Annotated in this window: 20 protein-coding genes; 9 read left to right on the plus strand and 11 right to left on the minus strand. The window is 35.3% G+C overall.

The features are described 5' to 3' along the window. Positions 1-18: 18 nt before the first annotated feature. The 4 genes from rlmN to LB449_RS08570 form a co-directional block, all read right to left on the minus strand. Positions 19-1,065: a 23S rRNA (adenine(2503)-C(2))-methyltransferase RlmN gene (rlmN, locus tag LB449_RS08555; RefSeq protein ID WP_224454687.1), complete on the minus strand. Its 1,047-nt coding sequence runs from the start codon at positions 1,063-1,065 to the stop codon at positions 19-21. A 409-nt stretch (positions 1,066-1,474) separates the two neighbouring features. Beyond that, positions 1,475-2,338 (minus strand): hydroxymethylglutaryl-CoA lyase, encoded by an 864-nt coding sequence (locus LB449_RS08560; RefSeq protein WP_224454688.1) that lies wholly within the window; start codon positions 2,336-2,338, stop codon positions 1,475-1,477. Positions 2,339-2,384: 46 nt separating this feature from the next. Then, complete coding sequence (locus tag LB449_RS08565; RefSeq protein WP_224454689.1) at positions 2,385-3,002, minus strand: LysE family translocator; 618 nt, start codon at positions 3,000-3,002, stop codon at positions 2,385-2,387. Between the two features lie 5 nt (positions 3,003-3,007). After that, positions 3,008-4,030, minus strand: coding sequence for a quinone-dependent dihydroorotate dehydrogenase (locus tag LB449_RS08570; RefSeq protein ID WP_224454690.1), 1,023 nt, complete (start codon positions 4,028-4,030; stop codon positions 3,008-3,010). Between the two features lie 107 nt (positions 4,031-4,137). On the opposite strand from LB449_RS08570, the gene pepT reads away from it, so the two are divergent. From pepT to crcB, 3 genes are read left to right on the plus strand one after another with little or no spacing between them, the layout of a single operon-like run. Beyond that, positions 4,138-5,373, plus strand: coding sequence for a peptidase T (gene pepT / locus LB449_RS08575; protein WP_224454691.1), 1,236 nt, complete (start codon positions 4,138-4,140; stop codon positions 5,371-5,373). Positions 5,374-5,427: 54 nt separating this feature from the next. Continuing rightward, on the plus strand, positions 5,428-6,468 hold the full coding sequence (locus tag LB449_RS08580; RefSeq protein WP_224454692.1) for an AraC family transcriptional regulator: 1,041 nt from the start codon (positions 5,428-5,430) through the stop codon (positions 6,466-6,468). Next, on the plus strand, positions 6,468-6,848 hold the full coding sequence (gene crcB, locus LB449_RS08585; protein WP_224454693.1) for a fluoride efflux transporter CrcB: 381 nt from the start codon (positions 6,468-6,470) through the stop codon (positions 6,846-6,848). Before LB449_RS08580 ends, crcB begins: the two co-directional genes overlap by 1 nt. Before the next feature lie 16 nt (positions 6,849-6,864). Here the strand turns inward: crcB and LB449_RS08590 are convergent, their stop codons facing one another. The 3 genes from LB449_RS08590 to LB449_RS08600 are packed head-to-tail and all read right to left on the minus strand — an operon-like array spanning position 6,865 to position 10,278. Continuing rightward, the gene (locus LB449_RS08590; protein WP_224454694.1) at positions 6,865-7,791 is read right to left on the minus strand and encodes a 2-hydroxyacid dehydrogenase; all 927 of its coding nucleotides are present in this window, start codon (positions 7,789-7,791) and stop codon (positions 6,865-6,867) included. 10 nt (positions 7,792-7,801) lie between these two features. Then, positions 7,802-8,431 (minus strand): response regulator, encoded by a 630-nt coding sequence (locus LB449_RS08595; RefSeq protein ID WP_224454695.1) that lies wholly within the window; start codon positions 8,429-8,431, stop codon positions 7,802-7,804. After that, a complete protein-coding gene (locus LB449_RS08600; protein ID WP_224454696.1) occupies positions 8,428-10,278 on the minus strand; it encodes a sensor histidine kinase in 1,851 nt (616 codons plus the stop codon). Before LB449_RS08600 ends, LB449_RS08595 begins: the two co-directional genes overlap by 4 nt. 319 nt (positions 10,279-10,597) lie before the next feature. Between LB449_RS08600 and LB449_RS08605 the strand changes: the two genes are divergently transcribed. Then, entirely contained in the window at positions 10,598-10,993 is a 396-nt protein-coding gene (locus tag LB449_RS08605; RefSeq protein ID WP_224454888.1) for a pyrophosphohydrolase domain-containing protein, read from the plus strand. Positions 10,994-11,077: 84 nt separating this feature from the next. Here the strand turns inward: LB449_RS08605 and LB449_RS08610 are convergent, their stop codons facing one another. From LB449_RS08610 to LB449_RS08620, 3 genes are read right to left on the minus strand one after another with little or no spacing between them, the layout of a single operon-like run. Beyond that, positions 11,078-11,692, minus strand: coding sequence for a deoxynucleoside kinase (locus tag LB449_RS08610; protein WP_224454697.1), 615 nt, complete (start codon positions 11,690-11,692; stop codon positions 11,078-11,080). Between the two features lie 4 nt (positions 11,693-11,696). After that, positions 11,697-12,485, minus strand: coding sequence for a hypothetical protein (locus LB449_RS08615; protein ID WP_224454698.1), 789 nt, complete (start codon positions 12,483-12,485; stop codon positions 11,697-11,699). Positions 12,486-12,528: 43 nt separating this feature from the next. Further along, positions 12,529-12,852, minus strand: coding sequence for a DUF6122 family protein (locus tag LB449_RS08620; protein ID WP_224454699.1), 324 nt, complete (start codon positions 12,850-12,852; stop codon positions 12,529-12,531). Between the two features lie 115 nt (positions 12,853-12,967). Between LB449_RS08620 and rpe the strand changes: the two genes are divergently transcribed. The 4 genes from rpe to LB449_RS08640 are packed head-to-tail and all read left to right on the plus strand — an operon-like array spanning position 12,968 to position 16,666. Continuing rightward, positions 12,968-13,630, plus strand: a complete 663-nt coding sequence (rpe, locus tag LB449_RS08625) for a ribulose-phosphate 3-epimerase (protein WP_224454700.1) — start codon at positions 12,968-12,970, stop codon at positions 13,628-13,630. 1 nt (position 13,631) lies between these two features. Further along, entirely contained in the window at positions 13,632-14,591 is a 960-nt protein-coding gene (locus tag LB449_RS08630) for a YpdA family putative bacillithiol disulfide reductase (protein WP_224454701.1), read from the plus strand. 48 nt (positions 14,592-14,639) lie between these two features. Then, positions 14,640-15,551, plus strand: a complete 912-nt coding sequence (locus LB449_RS08635; RefSeq protein WP_224454702.1) for a hypothetical protein — start codon at positions 14,640-14,642, stop codon at positions 15,549-15,551. Between the two features lie 50 nt (positions 15,552-15,601). Next, the gene (locus LB449_RS08640; RefSeq protein WP_224454703.1) at positions 15,602-16,666 is read left to right on the plus strand and encodes a flavin-containing monooxygenase; all 1,065 of its coding nucleotides are present in this window, start codon (positions 15,602-15,604) and stop codon (positions 16,664-16,666) included. 57 nt (positions 16,667-16,723) lie between these two features. On the opposite strand, the gene sucC is transcribed toward LB449_RS08640, so the two are convergent. Further along, positions 16,724-17,917 carry an ADP-forming succinate--CoA ligase subunit beta gene (sucC, locus tag LB449_RS08645; RefSeq protein ID WP_224454704.1) on the minus strand — a complete coding sequence of 398 codons (1,194 nt, stop codon included), beginning with the start codon at positions 17,915-17,917 and terminating at the stop codon, positions 16,724-16,726. Between the two features lie 123 nt (positions 17,918-18,040). Here sucC and LB449_RS08650 point away from each other — a divergent pair, with 123 nt between their 5' ends. Beyond that, positions 18,041-18,265: a DUF3820 family protein gene (locus LB449_RS08650; RefSeq protein WP_224454705.1), complete on the plus strand. Its 225-nt coding sequence runs from the start codon at positions 18,041-18,043 to the stop codon at positions 18,263-18,265. The last annotated feature ends 43 nt before the right edge of the window (positions 18,266-18,308 follow it).

An 18,308-nucleotide genomic window follows, 5' to 3' on the forward strand; every position in this document is an offset into this window, starting at 1 on the left:
AAAATCTGAAAATTAGGGTTAAACCTTCATTTTATTAGCCAACTGTCCACAGGCTGCATCTATATCTTTTCCACGGGAATGTCTTAAGGTAACCGTGATGTGATTGGCTTCCAGAGCATTCATATATTTGGCAACAGCTACATCTGTACCTTGTTGAAACTGGCCGTCATCAATGGGATTATATTCAATAATATTCACCTTACAGGGAATAGCTTTGCAGAATTCTACCAAAGCGCGAATATCTTCTTCTCGATCATTGATGCCGTTCCATACAATGTACTCGTAAGTAACAGATTTACCTGTTTTCTCGTACCAATACACCAAAGATTCCCTCAAATCGGCTAATGGAAACTTAGCATTGAAAGGCATAATTTGAGTTCTTATTTCATCAATGGCAGAGTGTAATGAAACCGCGAGGTGAAATTTAACCTCATCATCTGCTAGTTTTTTAATCATTTTTGGGACGCCAGACGTTGATAAAGTAATTCGTCTTGGAGACATGCCTAAACCTTCTGGGGAAGTTATTTTTTCAATAGATTTCAATACATTATTATAATTCATCAAAGGTTCGCCCATTCCCATATATACAATATTGGAAAGCGGAATGCCATTGTAAAGTTTGCTTTCTTTATCAATCGCCACCACCTGATCAAAAATTTCATCAGCATTGAGGTTTCGAAGCCGTTTCAATTTTGCAGTTGCGCAAAATTTACAATCTAAACTGCAGCCTACTTGTGAAGAAACACAAGCTGTTGTTCTGGACATGGTTGGAATCAATACCGACTCCACTGTAAATCCATCGTGAAGTTTGACCGCATTTTTGATAGTGCCATCCTTGCTTCGCTGCATTTGATCGACTTCAATATTGTTGATAACGAAATTATCCATCAGCATTTGCCTGGTCTCTTTGGACAAATTGGTCATGTCTTCAAAGTTATAGGTCGCTTTATTCCACAACCAATCATAAACCTGAGAACCTCTAAAGGACTTATCCCCATGAGAGACAAAGAAGTCTTGCAATTCTTTTTTACTAAGTGCGCGTATGTCTTTCTTTGAATTTTTCACACTGCGAAATTAAGTAAAAAAGAAGGGAATCTTCTAAAAAGTATGTTATACCAATTTAAGTATTTGAAGGACAAGAATGCATCTATTATTTATAATTTTAATCAAAGCAATTTAAGAAAACGCTAAAGTCGCTAATTCCTAAATTGACAATAACCAATGCTTTGCATAACTCTCCCTTTTTTCTTTGCGTATTTTGTGTGAACCTTCTGGTTTATGATAAAAATTGATTAATTGTAAGAGAATATTAGATTAACGCAAACCCTTCAGACTTACCTTTCAACCCAGCTATTATGGGTTTATTTGAACTTCATAATTGAAGCTAACTTTATCTCAGCTTCAAATGTATCCAGACTCAAATTCAAAAGAAGTGAAAAACAGTAATGATTGCCTTTACTCGCTTTTATAATTTCTAATGATACTTTGTAAACAAATCTGAAGCTTTATTGTAGGCCGATTCAAAGCTGGTCATGCGAATCGAATTTTCGATGTTTTTAGAATTGAAGTAAGACAACATCTTTTCGGTTTGCATATTTCCGGTTAAGTCATCTTTAGCCATGGGGCAGCCTCCAAAACCTTGAATCGCCCCATCAAATCTTCGGCAACCTCCCAGAGTGGCGGCATGGACTTTTTCATACCAGGCATCTGGAGTGGTGTGCAGATGAGCTCCAAATTCCATATCGGGATATTTAGGAATCAGCGTTGAAAATAAGTCTTCAATAACATCTGGTGTTGAACTTCCAACTGTATCCGATAAGGAAAGAATTTTCACTCCCAAGTCAGCTAACTTTTCTGTCCACTCTCCCACTATATCCGTGCTCCAGGGATCACCGTAAGGGTTTCCAAATCCCATGGATAAATAAGCAACAACTGATTTATCTGATGCATGTGCTATTTCTAAAATTGATTTCAACACCTCAACAGATTCGGAAATCGTTTTGTGTGTATTCCGCATTTGAAAATTTTCAGAAATCGAAAATGGATAACCCAAGTAATTAATCTCAGGAAACTTTGAAGCATCCTCTGCTCCTCTTCTATTGGCAACGATCGCCAGTAATTTACTTTGTGTTTGTGACAAATCCAACATAGATAAGACATCTGCAGTATCCTGCATTTGCGGAATCGCTTTAGGCGAAACAAAACTGCCAAAATCTATAGTGTCAAAGCCGCATTTAAGTAAGGATTGGATGTATCTGACTTTTTCATCTGTAGGGATAAAAGGCTTGATGCCTTGCATGGCATCTCTGGGACATTCAATAAGTTTCACTGATTTCATGGGCCCAAATATACAGTTTTAAGGCATTTTGAAAAGTGAATTCAACTTAAAGTAGGATCAGAATTGCAATCCCAACGAATGTGATGACTTGAAACCACTTTAGGAATGAATAAGAAGTTGAAGATTTAAATAGAATTTTGGAAAGTTGATCTGAAAGTACAGCCACAAAACTAAAAATCACAAAAGCCTGCAACATAAATAAACCGCCTAAAACATAAAATTGCATCATCAAATCCTTTTCAGTATCCCACAAAAACCCTGGAAAAAATGCAAGGAAAAAAATGGTGACTTTTGGATTTAAGATATTCATGATAAAGCCTGTTTTAAAATCAGAAAAAGCTGATTTTTTAGAAACCACAGTCTTATCCTGAAAAAAATTTTGAGGCGGAGACGAATAGACCTTATAGGCTAGATAGAGTAAGTAAAGAGCTCCAGCAATCTTTATACTCCAAAAAAGAGGTTCAGAATTTCTGATGATCAGAGAAACTCCAAAAGCTACTAAAGAGGTGTGAATTATAATTCCTGAAACCAAGCCCAAGGCAATAATTATCCCTTTTTTGTAGCCACCGACAAGGCTCTGAGAAAGTACATAAATAATATCTGGCCCTGGCGAAAGCGTTAATAATATTGAGGCAATAAGAAATGGGATGAGTTGCTCCAACATAAGATTCAGGAAATTTTATCCAAAATAGCTTGATTAATCGCTTTGACAAGTCCAGGACCTTCGTAAACAAACCCGGTATAAAGTTGCACCAGACTTGCTCCCGCATCTAGTTTTTCCAAAGCATCTTCAGGCGTCATGATCCCCCCAACACCAATAATTGGAAACGCCTTATGACTTTTTTCAGACAAAAATCGAATCACATCTGTGGAAGATTTGTTTAAAGGTTTTCCACTCAAACCACCCATTTCATCTTTGGATTCTGACACTAAACCTTCTCTGGAAATCGTCGTATTGGTGGCAATTACCCCAGCAATTTTGGTAGTTTCAACAATTTCAATAATATCCAGAAGCTGAGATTCAGTCAGATCTGGAGCGATTTTCAGCAAAATGGGTTTTGGGTGAGGCTTCTTTTGGTTTTTTTGCTCCAAGTGATTTAGAAGCTGAGTTAAGGGTTCTTTGTCTTGTAACGCTCTTAAGTTAGGCGTGTTTGGTGAACTCACATTGACTACAAAATAATCTACATAATCAAACAAGGCTTCAAAACTGAAGTCGTAATCATCGACAGCATCTTCGTTGGGAGTGACTTTATTTTTACCAATATTTCCACCAATCAGAACATCTGTATTTTTTCTTAACCGCTTGACGGCTTCACCGACACCCTCATTATTGAAACCCATTCGATTGATAATAGCTGAGTCTTCCTGCAATCTAAACAAGCGCTTCTTTGGATTTCCAGGTTGGGCTTTGGGAGTTACAGTTCCTATTTCAATAAAACCAAAACCTAGATTTGATAATTCCTTGTACAATTCTGCATTCTTATCAAACCCAGCGGCAAGGCCTACTGGGTTTTTAAACTTAAGTCCAAAAACTTCTCGTTCTAAGCGTTTGTCTTCAAGTGAAAACATTTTTTTTAGAACAGAGGGAATACCAGGGAGTTGATGAGCAAACTTAATAGATTTGAAACTAAAATGATGTACTTTTTCAGGATCAAATCGAAATAAAATTGGTCTTAAAATCTGTTTATACATCTTTCCCTAAGTTTGATTACAAAAATATAGTAAATCTCTCTAAGACAATCGATTTGTAGGAGGTTTAATAACTTCAAATTCATATTTTTGAATAAAATAAAAATAGCATGATTAATTCACAAAGGCTTTTAGAAAGATTCCTTACTTATATCAAAATAGACTCTCAAAGTGACCCCAGTAGCAACGCTACTCCAAGTACTGAAAAACAGTGGGACATCGCCGACCTACTCAAGAAAGAATTGGAAAACATTGGCCTGGAAGAGGTTAGTATAGATGACAAAGCCTACATCATGGCAACGCTTCCCTCCAACGTGGAATACGATGTTGACACTATTGGATTTGTATCACACTTTGACACTTCTCCAGATTTTAAAGCTTCAGACATTAATCCTCAAATCCATGAAAACTATGATGGAGGTGACATCGTATTAAATTCTGAACAGAATATCGTTTTATCTTCCAGCTATTTTAAAGAATTAAAGGATTACAAAGGACAGACCTTGATCACCACCGATGGAACAACTCTACTGAGTGCAGATGATAAAGCAGGAGTCACAGAAATCATTTCTGCGATGGAATATTTGGTCGATCATCCAGAGATTAAGCACGGTAAAATAAGAGTTGGATTTACACCCGATGAAGAAATAGGCCGAGGGGCACATCATTTTGATGTCGACAAGTTTGGGGCAAAGTATGCCTACACCATGGATGGCAGCCAAATTGGAGAATTAGAATACGAAAATTTCAATGCTGCTTCAGCGGTCATAAAATTTAAAGGTACGAGTGTTCATCCTGGATATGCCAAAAACAAAATGGTTAATTCTATCTATATGGCTCAAAGATTTATTGACGTTCTGCCCAAAGATGAAGTTCCTGAACGTACGGAAGACTACGAAGGCTTTTTCCACCTCTCCAAAATATCCGGAGACATCGAACTTACAGAGCTCAAATACATCATAAGGGATCACGACAAAGATAAGTTTGAAGCCAGAAAACAATTGATGCAGGATATAGTTTCAAAAATGAATACCAGCATAGAAGAAGCTGACATCAGTATAGAGCTGAAGGACCAATATTTCAATATGAGAGAGAAAGTTGAGCCTATAAAATACATTGTAGACATTGCCGAAGAGGCCATGAAACAAATTGATATCACACCAATTTTAAAACCTATAAGAGGAGGAACAGATGGAGCTCAGTTAAGCTACAAAGGCTTACCATGTCCGAACATCTTTGCTGGAGGTCACAATTTCCACGGAAAATTTGAGTATGTTCCGCTAGAAAGTATGGTAAAAGCTACCGAAGTTATTGTCAAAATCGCAGAACTTACAGCCAGAAAATAAATTCAAAAACGCTGATCTCATTTTGAGTATCTTAGCTTAAATATTTAAAATAACATGAAATTTTTCAAATATCTTTTTTTCCTTATTGTACTCGTATTTGTAGTTGGTTCACTCTACGTTGCCACCATATCACTTCCCGAAGAAAAAACCATAACTGTTGAAAATTCGCTGCCAGCAGAGTTATTGAAAGAAAGAATTCAGGATTTATCAACCTACAAAAATTGGTTTAGTTTTCCTCAAAAAGCAACTTCAGAGCCAAGGCTTGGAAATGCAGAAAATTTTGAAAACACTACACTTTCGTGGCAAAATGAAACTTTTGAATCCATTAATTTTCAGAATAAATCATTCTCTCAGGACTCAATTCAACAACGACTCGTATTAAAAACCTGGTTAAGTTCTTCTGAATTTGATATAAGTTGGAAATTTGGGTCTTCAGATAACCAGAACTCCAAGATTACAGTTCACTTAAAATCGGATGCTGGCTTTTGGCAAAAAACTGAATATGTTTTTACAAATAAAACGCATTTAGAAATTACTGAAGCTGCCGTAAAAGAAAGTCTAAAAACACTTGAGCAACAAATCACTAAAGAGATCTCTGTTTATGATATCTCACCAGTGGGCAAAGTAGAAACTGGCGGATTTTACCTCCTCCACGCAACTTCTGCTTCAAGACTTGATTTTGAAAATATTTTGAAAAAATCCAATCCTACGTTCAAAAGTATTGAAAATTTCATGCAAGAACAGGGAGTTGGTGTTTTTAAAGGTCGATTAATCCTTTTTGAAAACTTATATGAAGAAACTGAAAACGTCATATTTTCTGCCGGAGTAGGAACAGAAAATCGGGTAGTCATTCCAGATTATTTTGAAGTTTTATCCAAGCCGATAACCAGAAGCATGTATTTTAAAACTCAACTTACTGGAGATTATTTTAATCTTAAAGAACTTTTATCTATAGCTGAAGCTATCATCGAAAAAAGAGATTTAATTATTAACGGATCTTTAAAACCTTACCTTGAGTTTGCAATTGACGGAAACGATACTGTAAACCCAGCAGAATGGATTACCAATTTTTACATCCCTATAATTGAAAATTAATGAAGTCTGCATTGCTGGTTTTCTTAGGTGGTGGTTTGGGCAGTCTTGTCCGGTATTGGGTATCTCTAATTTTTAAATATCAGGTGGACACAAAACTTGATATATACGGAACTTTAACCGTAAATGTATTGGGCAGTCTACTCATAGGCATCTTAATGGGCTGGTTTTTGAAATCTGAAACCTCGCACACAAACTTACAACTACTGCTTGTTGTAGGCTTTTGTGGTGGATTTACCACGTTTTCAACATTCTCCTCAGAGAATATGAATTTGCTCAAAAACAACTTATACACAGAGTTTCTTCTTTATGGATTAGGAAGTCTGTTGATTGGGATATTGGCTGTGTTTATTGGTGTTTTGATTATAAAAAAAGGGTTTTGATGATAAACATCTAAGTTTAATATCCTTTCTCAACATCAACTTCATTCATCAAGGTTTCGCCATTTTGCATCTTTTCATAATTTTCCAACAGCTGCTTGGCTACCGATTCTGGATCTGTCATACTCGCTATATGCGGTGTAATTTGAATTTTAGGATGATTCCAAAATGGATGAATTTCTGGTAGTGGCTCCTCCTGAAAAACATCCAAACTTGCCCCTTTGATAATACCTCTGTCTATTGCTGAAATAAGATCTGCTTCTACCAAATGTTCTCCGCGAGCGACATTTATCAAATATGCATCTTCCTTTAATTTATTAAATAGCTGCAAATCTAAAATTCCTTTAGTCTTTGAAGTCACTGGAAGCAAACACACCAAAATTTGAGTTTTGTTTAGAAAAGCGTCTAGCTCATCTGCACCATAAACCTGAACTCCATCTACAATTTTAGAAGAATTCGCGTAACCATAAACCTCAAATCCATTTGCCTTCAAAACTTTTCCGGCTTCCTGACCTAACACACCATAACCCATGATGCCGACACTCGTTTTTTTAGGTGTTTGATAGGATTTCGGTTTCCACTGTTTTTCAGATTGATCCTGGAGGTGAATAAATAAATTCCTGGAAACAGCCAGGCACTGTAAAAGAACAAACTCACTCATATCTTTTGTCAACTGGTCATCGACGATTCTTGTCACTTTCACATCTTCAGGAAGATTATCATCTTTCAAGATATGATTTACACCGGCCCCCATGGATGCGATTACCTTTAGGTTTGGAAAATCTTTGTAAAGTCCTTCAGGGTGCTTCCATGAAATAGCAAACTCAACATCGTCAGGCCTTTCCACATCTGGATATATTTGAATATCCAGGGACACATTTTTTTCTTTAAGTGTTTTAGCCCACTTACCGGGATCTCTGGTGGTGCTGACCAATAGTATTGACATAATTTATTTTTTAATCAAATTTATATTTTTTATCCATTGCATAACGCAAAAGTTCACCCTTGCCGTAAAGACCGAGCTTATGAGACATATTTCTTCTATGAGTATCTATTGTTGAAACAGCAGACTGCCTTACCTCTGCAATTTCCTGAGAAGTTTTGCCTTCCGCAATAAGATCAAGAATTTCTTTTTCAGTTTGAGATAACTTTGATTTTTCTGATTTCTCTCTTTTATTAAAAAGCTCTGAAATACCTTCTAAATGGTCGTCAAAATAATCGTTGCCTTCATAGACTTCTCGTAAAGCGATAACTAATTCATCCATTGGAGAGGTTTTTAAAACATAGCCGTTCACTTTAGCATCAATCATTTTTCTCACCGCATCGATCTGATCAAACATCGAGAGTACAATTATCTTGATATCACTATGTTCAGCTCTTAAGACTCTGGTGAGGGAAACACCATCCATTTTTGGCATCTTTATATCTATAATCGCTATGTCAACAGGTGTATTTTTTAGTTTTTTCAAAAAATCCCTGCCATTATTGGTGAAAAATTTCAGGTCAATATTTTTATCATTTTCCAAACGTAAACAAATACCATCTATAAGCGTTTGGTGATCATCTGCAATTGCTACTTTTATCATAATGGTATATCTATAAGTATAGTGGTTCCTCGTCCTTCTTTAGAATCAATAGAAAAATTACCGTTCAATAATTGCACGCGCTCCTTTATGCTCTGTAATCCAAAAGAATCATTATTACTGATTTTATTTTTATCAAATCCAACACCATCATCTTCAATGATAATATTAAGAAGAGAGTCTATTTTTGTAATAGAAATGGAAGCTGTTTTTGCTTTAGAATGCTTGACCACATTTGCCATGCTTTCTTGAACAATCCTAAACACATTAAGCTCAAGCTTTTCATTGAGCTCCACTTCTTCTTCTATAAATGAATTAAAATCCACTTGAGTCTTACTAAAGGAACTTACGTTTTTACTTAGCTTTTGAAGAGCTGGAAATAATCCATTATCATTCATCAAGCCACTATGTTTGAGATGAGCTAAGGATCGGATATCATGATAAGTTTCTTCAAGCAACTCGTGAGTTTTTTCAAAAACTTGAGAAGATGAATCCTGGATTTCAAATTCATTTTTGAAATGATCAAAATAGGACTTTATAGCCATAAAATTTGAGCCTATATTATCGTGAAGTTCACTTGCAATTCTCATTCTCTCTTTTTCCTGACCAACTACCAAGGCATCCAAAGCTTTTAACTGCTGTTTTTTCAGCTTTTCTTCAATTTTTTTGATTTCCAAAGCCTTGTCTTTTTGGATAATCTCTTCTTTACGCCTGGCATTCTTATAGACAGAAAAAGATAAAAATATAAGTAATACCAAAGCCCCAAGAGAACCAAGGATTAAAGCTTCATTTCTTTGATTTTCCTTTTCTAAAATTAAATTCTCCTTTTCTTTTTTCTCAGCTTCAAAACGGGTAAGGTTTATATTTTGCTTTTGGATATTCAAGCTATCTCTGTATTGAACTGACTTATTGAGATAAAAATAAGCGGAGTCCAGTTGATTTATCTCCTTATAATCTTCTGCGAGCTTTTGATTGATATAGGCTGTAAGCTCAAAATCATAATTAAAATTTCTATAGTCATTGGCCTTCTTGGTCCAAAATATAGCCTTTTCGTAATCCTCAGTGTAGCGGCTCAAATCTCCTAAGCTAAAATAACCTAAGGCTACTTTATGAGGAAGACCCAGTTCTTTATTTATTTCGATTGCTTTATTATAATAATACGAAGCCGAATCTTTATCTATAATAACATCTGTATAATAAAAGGCATGAAACGTGTGCACCACACCTAATTTATAAGAGCTAAAATCATGTTCCAGGTAATCATAAGCATTTTGGATATGATCAAGAAACTTGGCTGTGGTATCATTTTCTTGCTCAAGACTTTCAAAAGCTAATTCTAATTCTAGGTCAACAAGTTGTAGTGTATCTTTTGTTGTCACTGCCAACTCTTGAAATGCTTTGAGATAATCTACAGGATTTTGATAAATATCTGGATTTGCAATGGCATAAAACAGATCAAGATTGATGGAATTGTAATTGACTAGGTCATCAATTTCCTTATAATATTTCTGAGCAATCAAGTAATTATCCGCAGCAAGGTCAAAATTGCTGTTCAAATCGTAGGATTCTGCCAGATTATGATAGTAATAAGCTTTTTGTTTGGTACTTAATCGGGTAGTATCAAGATTAAATAAAACCTCAAAAGACTGTTCCAGTTGTTTGAAGGTATTGTAATATTTAGATTGAGCTAATTTTAAGTTAGTAGCATCTACTTCAGAAGATTCAAAGAGGAGGATCTCCAGTTTATCGTATTTGTTGTATCTGAATAATTGATCAATTTCATCTGTTTGAGCATATGAAGAAAAGTTGAAAAACAAAATAAAAAAAACGATGTTCCTGAATAAGATCATTAACTCACTTTAGTAGAATTGAAGCTTAAAGTTAAAATTATTTTTAACTTTTTAAGAGCCCCCCATCATATTTCTTATGAGATCCAGCAAAGATTCCTCTCTCCAGTAGAATCTTAAAAAAACTAACGAAATGATGAAAATAAAGAAACCCAGTAAAACAAATAATGTCCCCTTGTAATATCTACTGTGCATGCCTTTGTCTTTAATGTAAGAATAAATCAATATTGATACAAAAGCCACAACAAAAAAAATGATAAAGGCAATACGTCCAGGAGTAAACATAAATGTTTTATTTTACGCAAAAATACTTCTTATTCTTATGAAAAAACCGATAGACCAAGTAAAAAAATTCCATAAAGCTTTCGGATTGGACATTTCCGAAACACAACAAGCCAACTTAGAACTTGAGAAAAATTTGTTGCGTTATAAACTCATGAGGGAAGAAAACGAAGAATATCTGGATGCTGCAATGCAAGGTGATCTTACAGAAGTTGCTGATGCTCTTGGTGACATGCTATATATTCTTTGTGGGACCATTCTATCTCATGGCATGCAGCATAAAATTGAAGAGGTCTTTGATGAAATTCACCGTAGCAATATGAGTAAGCTAGGTGAGGACGGAAAACCGATCTATAGAGAGGATGGAAAAGTCCTGAAAGGCCCGAATTATTTTAGGCCCGATATCAAAAAGATAATTGGAGATAGTGAGTGGTAAGTCAAAATAAGAAATTTACTCCATCATTATTTTTTGATATGAGGAGTAAAAGTTCCCCTCCTTGGGAGGGGTTAGGGGAAGAAATTAAAACAACCCATTAATTTCTCCATCGATTTTATTTAAGATCACTCCAAGGTCTTCGGGTTTATCTACAAAATCTAACTCATCTACATCGATGATTAGCAATTTACCCTTATCATAAGTTTGAATCCAGGCTTCGTAGCGCTCATTGAGTTTATTGAGATAATCTATAGATATGGAATTTTCATATTCTCTTCCTCGTTTTTGAATTTGCTTGACCAGGTTTGGCACACTACTTCTAAGATAAATCAACAGATCTGGAGATTCTGTTACAGACTCCATGAGGTTAAACAGAGAGGAATAATTTTCATAATCTCTGTTGGACATTAAGCCCATAGCGTGAAGATTGGGGGCAAAAATAAATGCATCTTCATAAATAGTTCTATCCTGAATGATGTCAATATTACTCTCACGGATTTGTAAAATTTGTCTAAAACGGCTGTTCAAAAAATAAATCTGCAAGTTGAATGACCAACGCTTCATGTCTTCGTAAAAATCCTCTAGAAAAGGATTTTCAATGACGTCTTCGTATTCTGCTTTCCAATTGTAATGTTTTGCGATAAATCTTGTGAGCGTAGTTTTTCCAGCTCCTATATTCCCAGCGATTGCAACGTGCATAAAATCAGTTATTTACTATGTTTATTCTGTACGTGTAGAGTACTTTATCGCTGTAAATATAGATGTTTTCATCATTGAAATAAAATTGATTGAAGGTAATTTCTGGTTTTTTAAAGATGATTTTATCATCTGTGTCTTTACCAAAAATTTCGAGGTGAATTTCGGTTTGAACCATGACCTGGTTTTTGAAGATATTGAAGGAAACAGCGTTTTCATAATTGAATTGGTCGATCAAGCTCCCATTGATATTGAGCTTTGAGAAACCGTTAGGATGGAGTAACCATGAAAAATTATAGTTACTTTTCATTTCAAGGACTTCTTTATTGATGGGTAAGGACGAACTTCTAGTTCGAAGCTCTTGATAATCAAAAAGTTCGAGCTGTTGAAGATCAGCATTGAATATCCAAAGTAAATTATCTTTGGAAATACCAGCAAAATCAACAGTTTTAAAATCTGATATAAAATTGAAATTTATTCGCTCAACTTCATTTAATCGGTTGTCCAAAATCACTAGGGTATTTGCTTCTTTGTAAAACAAAAGGATTTTGAGCGGATTCAATAAGTCAACACTTTCCAGTTCGCCTAATTGCAAATCTTGAAATTGAAATTGTTTTTGATTTTCAGTTTTGTAAAACACATTATTCTTTGAAAAATATAAACGTTGATAAGTATCAACTCCCCAAAACTGATCCGCGTCAACAGGTAATCTATCTACCATCTTTAAGCTAACTGGCTGAGCACTTAAAGCTAACGCAAACAAATTCAGAAATAAAAAAAAAGAGAAACGTTTCATTAAAATAGAATGTTTTGAAATATACCAAATTAACTGTTATGGCTCAAATGCCGGACCATAAACAATCAATGCCGTCTGTGATCATATGGAAGACAAGTCCGATGAATGCAAGTTTTAACCACTTGTTTTTGAATATAAACATTCCTGCCACATAAATGATAATGGCAATTTCGGAATGAAATGTATGAAATCCTACGCTACAGCGGTTTGGATCAAAAATGGGTGTTGCCCACAAGTGATCAATATCTACGAGCATTGTTGAAAGTAATATCAGGAAACCTTTCAAGACTTGCCTGGAACTGTAAATCCATGCTATAGCAATTATGACTACAAAATGATTGAGATAATGAACTAAAAATTGCCACATTCTATTTTTCTATATCTTGCAAAATACAGTTAAACACCTCTTAAACACAAGCCGTTTTACTAAATATGTAGTGTTTTAAGCATTCAAAACCTTATTTTTGCTTAAAATTTTACCAATGAGTGATAAACTAATTGCCCCTTCCCTACTCGCTGCAGATTTTGCCAATTTGCAACGCGATATAGAACTTATAAATGAAAGTGAAGCAGATTGGTTTCATATAGACATTATGGATGGCGTTTTTGTTCCTAATATTTCATTTGGAATGCCTGTTCTAAAGGCGATAACAAAACATACCAAAAAATTTGTAGATGTACATTTGATGATTGTAGATCCAGATCGGTATATCAAAGATTTTGCAGATTTAGGTTCCAATATGCTTACAGTGCATTATGAGGCTTGTACACATTTACATAGAAGTCTTCAGTCCATTAAACAACACGGAATGCAAGCTGGTGTAGCTTTAAATCCGCATACCAATGTCGAATTGCTAAGAGACTGCATTTCCGATATTGATATGGTTTGTCTGATGAGTGTGAATCCAGGTTTTGGCGGTCAGCACTTTATAGAACGAACATATGATAAAGTAAAACAGCTAAAAGCTTTGATTGAAGATGAAGGCGCTTCCACTAAAATTGAAATAGATGGCGGTGTAACCAATAAGAATGCGGAAGAGCTTGTAAATATAGGAGCTGATGTTTTGGTTGCGGGTAGTTACGTATTCAAATCTGATAATCCAAAACAAACAATTCACGATTTGAAAAATTTGATAAATAAATAACATGGTATATGATGTTCTAATAGTTGGTGGTGGCCCAATAGGCATTGCTTGCGCACTTGAAGCAAAAAAGAAAAATCTTTCTTATGTCATTATTGAAAAAGGCGCGCTGGTAAATTCACTGTACAACTATCCAGATAAAATGACTTTCTTTTCTACGTCAGAAAAGTTGGAACTAGACGGTATTCCATTTGTAAGCACAAACTCCAAGCCTTCAAAACAAGAAGCTTTGGAATATTACAGGAGAATTGTTGAATCCAAGCAAGTCCACATTCAGCTGTTTGAAGAAGTCAAAAATGTTTATAACGAAGATCATGTGTTTACAACCACCACTTCAAAAAGTAAATATCAGTCCAAAAATGTTATCATAGCGACAGGCTTCTATGACATTCCAAATCACTTGAATATTGCTGGTGAAGAATTGGATAAAGTCACTCATTATTACAGAGATCCACATTACTATGCTACTCAAAAAGTTGTGGTTGTTGGCGCTAGTAATTCGTCTGTAGATGCAGCTTTGGAAACATACAGGAAGGGAGCTGAAGTCACTATGATAGTAAGAGGAAAGCAGATTGGAGAACGTGTAAAATACTGGGTCAGACCAGATGTCATAAACAGAATTAAAGAAGGAAGTATTATAGCTTATTTTAATTCTGAATTGACAGAAGTTGGTGAGGATTATGTGAAATTTAAAGATGAAGAGGGTAAAATCCAAACACTGGAAAATGATTTCGTTTTAGCATTAACTGGTTACAGACCTAATTTTGAATTTTTAAAAAAACTTGGAATTAAACTCAGTGAGGATCAACTTTCTATTCCTAAATACGATGAGCAAACCATGCAAACCAATATTGATGGGATTTACCTGGCTGGAGTCATCTGCGGCGGAATGGAAACTCACAAGTGGTTCATCGAGAATTCAAGGATTCATGCCAAAATGATTATTGCGGATATTATATCTTAAATAACTATTGTGTGGGATTGTGATAAAACAATTTAACTATATTTAAACATGTCAAAACACAAGCTTTCAAAATTTTATTCTTCTGTAAACTCGTTTTTTCTTTCTGAAGCGCTGAAAGAAAAACTTGAAAAAGTAATAGTTGTTGCTGCTATTATCAGTTTTGCAATTCACCTGGGGATTATTGGCTTGATTGATTTTAACTTGTTGGACATTGGCGAATATGACGGCAATTTCATCATTAGCCCTATTTCAGCTATCTACACGCCCTTTTCGATCATTCTTATTTACGAGGTTTATCTCTTGGTTTTTTATTTACCAAAATCAATTACAATCTACATTGGCAAACAGTATGAGATCATCACCTTGATTTTAATAAGAAAAATATTTTATGATTTATCTAATTTAGAATTTTCTTCAAGCTGGTTCTCCATTGAAGGAGATATACAGTTTACTATTGATATTGTTGCTACTTTAGTCCTATTCTATCTGATATACACCTTTTACAAGTTAAACTCTAAAAACAAGGTGGAAAAAGAAAAGATCACTTCTAAAACAAAATCTCACATCAAGGTAAAAAATATATTCGCTACCATTTTAGTGCCTACTATTGTCATGCTCGCGCTTTTTTCCTTTGGAAGTTGGTTTTATGAAACTATTTCAGGTACAGAATATTCTTCCGTGTCTATCAAATCGGTTAATACTATATTTTTTGATGATTTCTTTACAATATTGATTTTAATTGATGTGTTGCTGCTTCTATTCTCATTTTTACAAACTGAAGAATTTAGCCGTGTCATAAGGAATTCCGGTTTTGTCATCTCAACCATACTCATCAAACTATCTTTCTCCGCAGACAATATCATCAACACTATTCTTATCGTTGTGGCTGTCAGCTTTGGAGTTATTATTCTTCACATTTACAACAAGTACTTTAAACTGAATCAAACGCTGCAAGCATAATATTTGCTTTTGAAAGGATTATAGCTTATATTATAGAAAACATTTCAAAAATGTATGATTTTATAATAATAGGTGCTGCACAGGCTGGACTTTCCATGGCTTATGAACTTGAGCAAAAAGGTAAAAACTATATAGTCCTTGATAAAGAAGACGAGGTAGGAGCTTCTTGGCTTAAGCGGTGGGATTCCTTAACACTATTTACCCCATCGGAATTTAATAATCTGAAGGGCATGGATTTTCCTAAACCAAAAGGTCACTATCCAAATAAATATGAAGTCGCCAATTACTTCAAAGCTTACGTTGATAAATTTAAAATTCCTATTCACTTCAATACTTTAGTTACAGAAGTTCAGGACAAAACCGATTATTTCATCATCAAACATGAAGGTGGGTTTTATGAAACGGAGCAAGTCATCATTGCTACTGGTCCCTTTCATATCCCATACACTCCCCCGTTTCACAGCAAAATAGATTCATCGATTTTTCAGATTCACAGCGACTATTACAAGAATCCTAGTCAGTTGCAGGAGGGTAAAGCCATGGTGGTTGGTGCCGGAGATTCTGGATACCAAATTTTGGACGAAATTTCAGATACCAATCGTGAGGTTTATTTCTCTGGAGAAACCGATGTAAAAACTTTACCCCAGGAATTTTTAGGAAAGACCTTGTGGTGGTGGTTTACAAAAACTGGCTATCTCAGCTTTGGGAAAGATTCCTGGCTTGGTAAAAAAATAAGTGAAGCCAAACAACCGGTTATAGGTGTAGATGTAAAGGGTATTCTGAACAAAGAAAATGTTATACCTGTTGGAAAAACGGTAGATGCCAAACAAAAGACAATAATCACAGAAGAGGCAAAACTAGCCGACATTAAGAATATTATATGGGCGACAGGGTATCGACCAAAATTTGATTGGATAGAAGGCCTGGAACTCGATAAGAGCGGCTATCCAGTTCATCACAGAGGCGTAAGTAATGTGGACGGTCTTTATTTTATCGGACTTCCATGGCTTCATACTCGAGCCTCAGCCACTCTCGGCGGAATAAAAAAAGATGCAGATTATCTGGCTGATTATATCGAGAATAAAACTTCGAGCCAAAAACCTATTTCAGTCTAAAACACAAAAAAACCCTCGATACATCGAGGGTTTCTATATTCTATAAAGTTGTAAGTGTTAAGCTAAAACTTCTTGAACTTTATCTGCAGCTTCTTTAAATTGAACTGCTGTCTTCACGTTAATTCCTGCTTCTTTGATCAATTCTACCGCTTTTTCAGCATTGGTTCCTTGAAGTCTTACTATGATTGGGACAGTAATCTGATCTCCCATATTTTTGTAAGCTTCTATGATACCTTCTGCAACACGGTCACATCTTACAATTCCTCCAAAAATGTTGATCAGGATAGCTTCAACCTTTTCATCTTTTAAGATTAATTTAAAAGCTTGTTCCACACGCTTAGCATCTGCCGTACCACCAACGTCTAGGAAGTTTGCAGGTTCTCCACCAGCAAATTTGATTAAGTCCATTGTAGCCATGGCAAGTCCAGCACCGTTGACCATACAGCCTACATTTCCGTCAAGGTTGACATAACTCAAGCCAGCATCTCTTGCTTCCACTTCTGTAGGATCTTCTTCACGCGTATCGCGCATGCTTTGGTAGTCTTTATGTCTAAATAAAGCTGAATCGTCTAAAGTTACCTTAGCATCGACGGCTAAAATTTTATCGTCGCTTGTTTTTAGAACAGGATTGATCTCAAATAAAGAAGAATCTGATCCGTCGTAAGCATTGTAAAGTGCAGTGACAAACTTTGTCATTTCTTTAAAAGCTTTTCCTTCAAGACCAAAGTTAAACGCAATTTTACGCGCTTGGAAAGGCATTATTCCTGTAGCAGGATCAATTTCTTCCGTAAATATTCTTTCAGGAGTTTTTTCTGCAACACTTTCGATGTCCACACCCCCTTCTGGAGAATACATAATCATATTCCTTCCAGTTGCTCTGTTTAGCAAAACAGACATGTAATATTCATCTGGTTCATTATCACCTGGATAGTAAACATCTTCGGTTATAAGAATTTGGTGCACTTCCTTACCCTCTTTACTTGTTTGAGGTGTAACCAAATGCATTCCTAATATTTCGTCTGCAATTTGTTCTACTTCCTTAAGGTTTTTAGCAAGTTTGACGCCACCACCTTTACCACGACCACCGGCATGAACCTGGGCTTTGATTACGTGCCATCCAGTTCCGGTTTCTTCAGTCAATTTTTTTGCAGCTTCAACAGCTTCTTTAGGAGTTTTAGCTAGGATACCTTTTTGGATGCCTACGCCAAAGCTACTTAATATTTCTTTGCCTTGATATTCATGTAAATTCATAATCAGGTTTTATAGTATAAATTGGTTGACAAAAGTAATAATTAAAAGTTTGGCTACAATAATTTAAAAGGGTTTCTTAGCAACATGACTAAAAGCCTATCTCATACCTAGAATTGACTGTTAATGAATTCTGAATCTCACAAAAAAGCTTTAATCGAACTTGCCAATGCTAAAATGCACTTTGGTAAATACAAGGGCTATTATCTTTCTGATATTCCAGAATATTATTTAATATGGTTTAAACGAAAGGGATTTCCAGAAAATAAACTTGGTCAACAAATGCAAGAAGTATTGGAACTGAAAGAGAATGGTTTGGAAGACATCCTGAGAAGGATAAGAAGAAGCTAAGGATTTTTAAACTAATTCTAAGTTTAAGCAAAAATTAAATGAT

Origin of the sequence: Psychroflexus lacisalsi, from assembly GCF_020164495.1 — a bacterium.
Classification (GTDB): Bacteria; Bacteroidota; Bacteroidia; order Flavobacteriales; family Flavobacteriaceae; genus Psychroflexus; species Psychroflexus lacisalsi.

Excerpts from the sequence above, each read along its gene's own strand:
- LB449_RS08600 (WP_224454696.1), bottom strand. The coding sequence starts at position 10,278 with ATGATCTTATTCAGGAACATCGTTTTTTTTATTTTGTTTTTCAACTTT.
- pepT (WP_224454691.1), top strand. The coding sequence starts at position 4,138 with ATGATTAATTCACAAAGGCTTTTAGAAAGATTCCTTACTTATATCAAA.
- LB449_RS08565 (WP_224454689.1), bottom strand. The coding sequence starts at position 3,002 with ATGTTGGAGCAACTCATCCCATTTCTTATTGCCTCAATATTATTAACG.
- crcB (WP_224454693.1), top strand. The coding sequence starts at position 6,468 with ATGAAGTCTGCATTGCTGGTTTTCTTAGGTGGTGGTTTGGGCAGTCTT.
- LB449_RS08605 (WP_224454888.1), top strand. The coding sequence starts at position 10,598 with ATGAAAAAACCGATAGACCAAGTAAAAAAATTCCATAAAGCTTTCGGA.
- LB449_RS08610 (WP_224454697.1), bottom strand. The coding sequence starts at position 11,692 with ATGCACGTTGCAATCGCTGGGAATATAGGAGCTGGAAAAACTACGCTC.
- LB449_RS08630 (WP_224454701.1), top strand. The coding sequence starts at position 13,632 with ATGGTATATGATGTTCTAATAGTTGGTGGTGGCCCAATAGGCATTGCT.
- sucC (WP_224454704.1), bottom strand. The coding sequence starts at position 17,917 with ATGAATTTACATGAATATCAAGGCAAAGAAATATTAAGTAGCTTTGGC.
- LB449_RS08580 (WP_224454692.1), top strand. The coding sequence starts at position 5,428 with ATGAAATTTTTCAAATATCTTTTTTTCCTTATTGTACTCGTATTTGTA.
- rpe (WP_224454700.1), top strand. The coding sequence starts at position 12,968 with ATGAGTGATAAACTAATTGCCCCTTCCCTACTCGCTGCAGATTTTGCC.
- LB449_RS08620 (WP_224454699.1), bottom strand. The coding sequence starts at position 12,852 with ATGTGGCAATTTTTAGTTCATTATCTCAATCATTTTGTAGTCATAATT.
- LB449_RS08635 (WP_224454702.1), top strand. The coding sequence starts at position 14,640 with ATGTCAAAACACAAGCTTTCAAAATTTTATTCTTCTGTAAACTCGTTT.
- LB449_RS08615 (WP_224454698.1), bottom strand. The coding sequence starts at position 12,485 with ATGAAACGTTTCTCTTTTTTTTTATTTCTGAATTTGTTTGCGTTAGCT.
- LB449_RS08650 (WP_224454705.1), top strand. The coding sequence starts at position 18,041 with ATGAATTCTGAATCTCACAAAAAAGCTTTAATCGAACTTGCCAATGCT.
- LB449_RS08560 (WP_224454688.1), bottom strand. The coding sequence starts at position 2,338 with ATGAAATCAGTGAAACTTATTGAATGTCCCAGAGATGCCATGCAAGGC.
- LB449_RS08640 (WP_224454703.1), top strand. The coding sequence starts at position 15,602 with ATGTATGATTTTATAATAATAGGTGCTGCACAGGCTGGACTTTCCATG.
- LB449_RS08570 (WP_224454690.1), bottom strand. The coding sequence starts at position 4,030 with ATGTATAAACAGATTTTAAGACCAATTTTATTTCGATTTGATCCTGAA.
- LB449_RS08590 (WP_224454694.1), bottom strand. The coding sequence starts at position 7,791 with ATGTCAATACTATTGGTCAGCACCACCAGAGATCCCGGTAAGTGGGCT.
- LB449_RS08595 (WP_224454695.1), bottom strand. The coding sequence starts at position 8,431 with ATGATAAAAGTAGCAATTGCAGATGATCACCAAACGCTTATAGATGGT.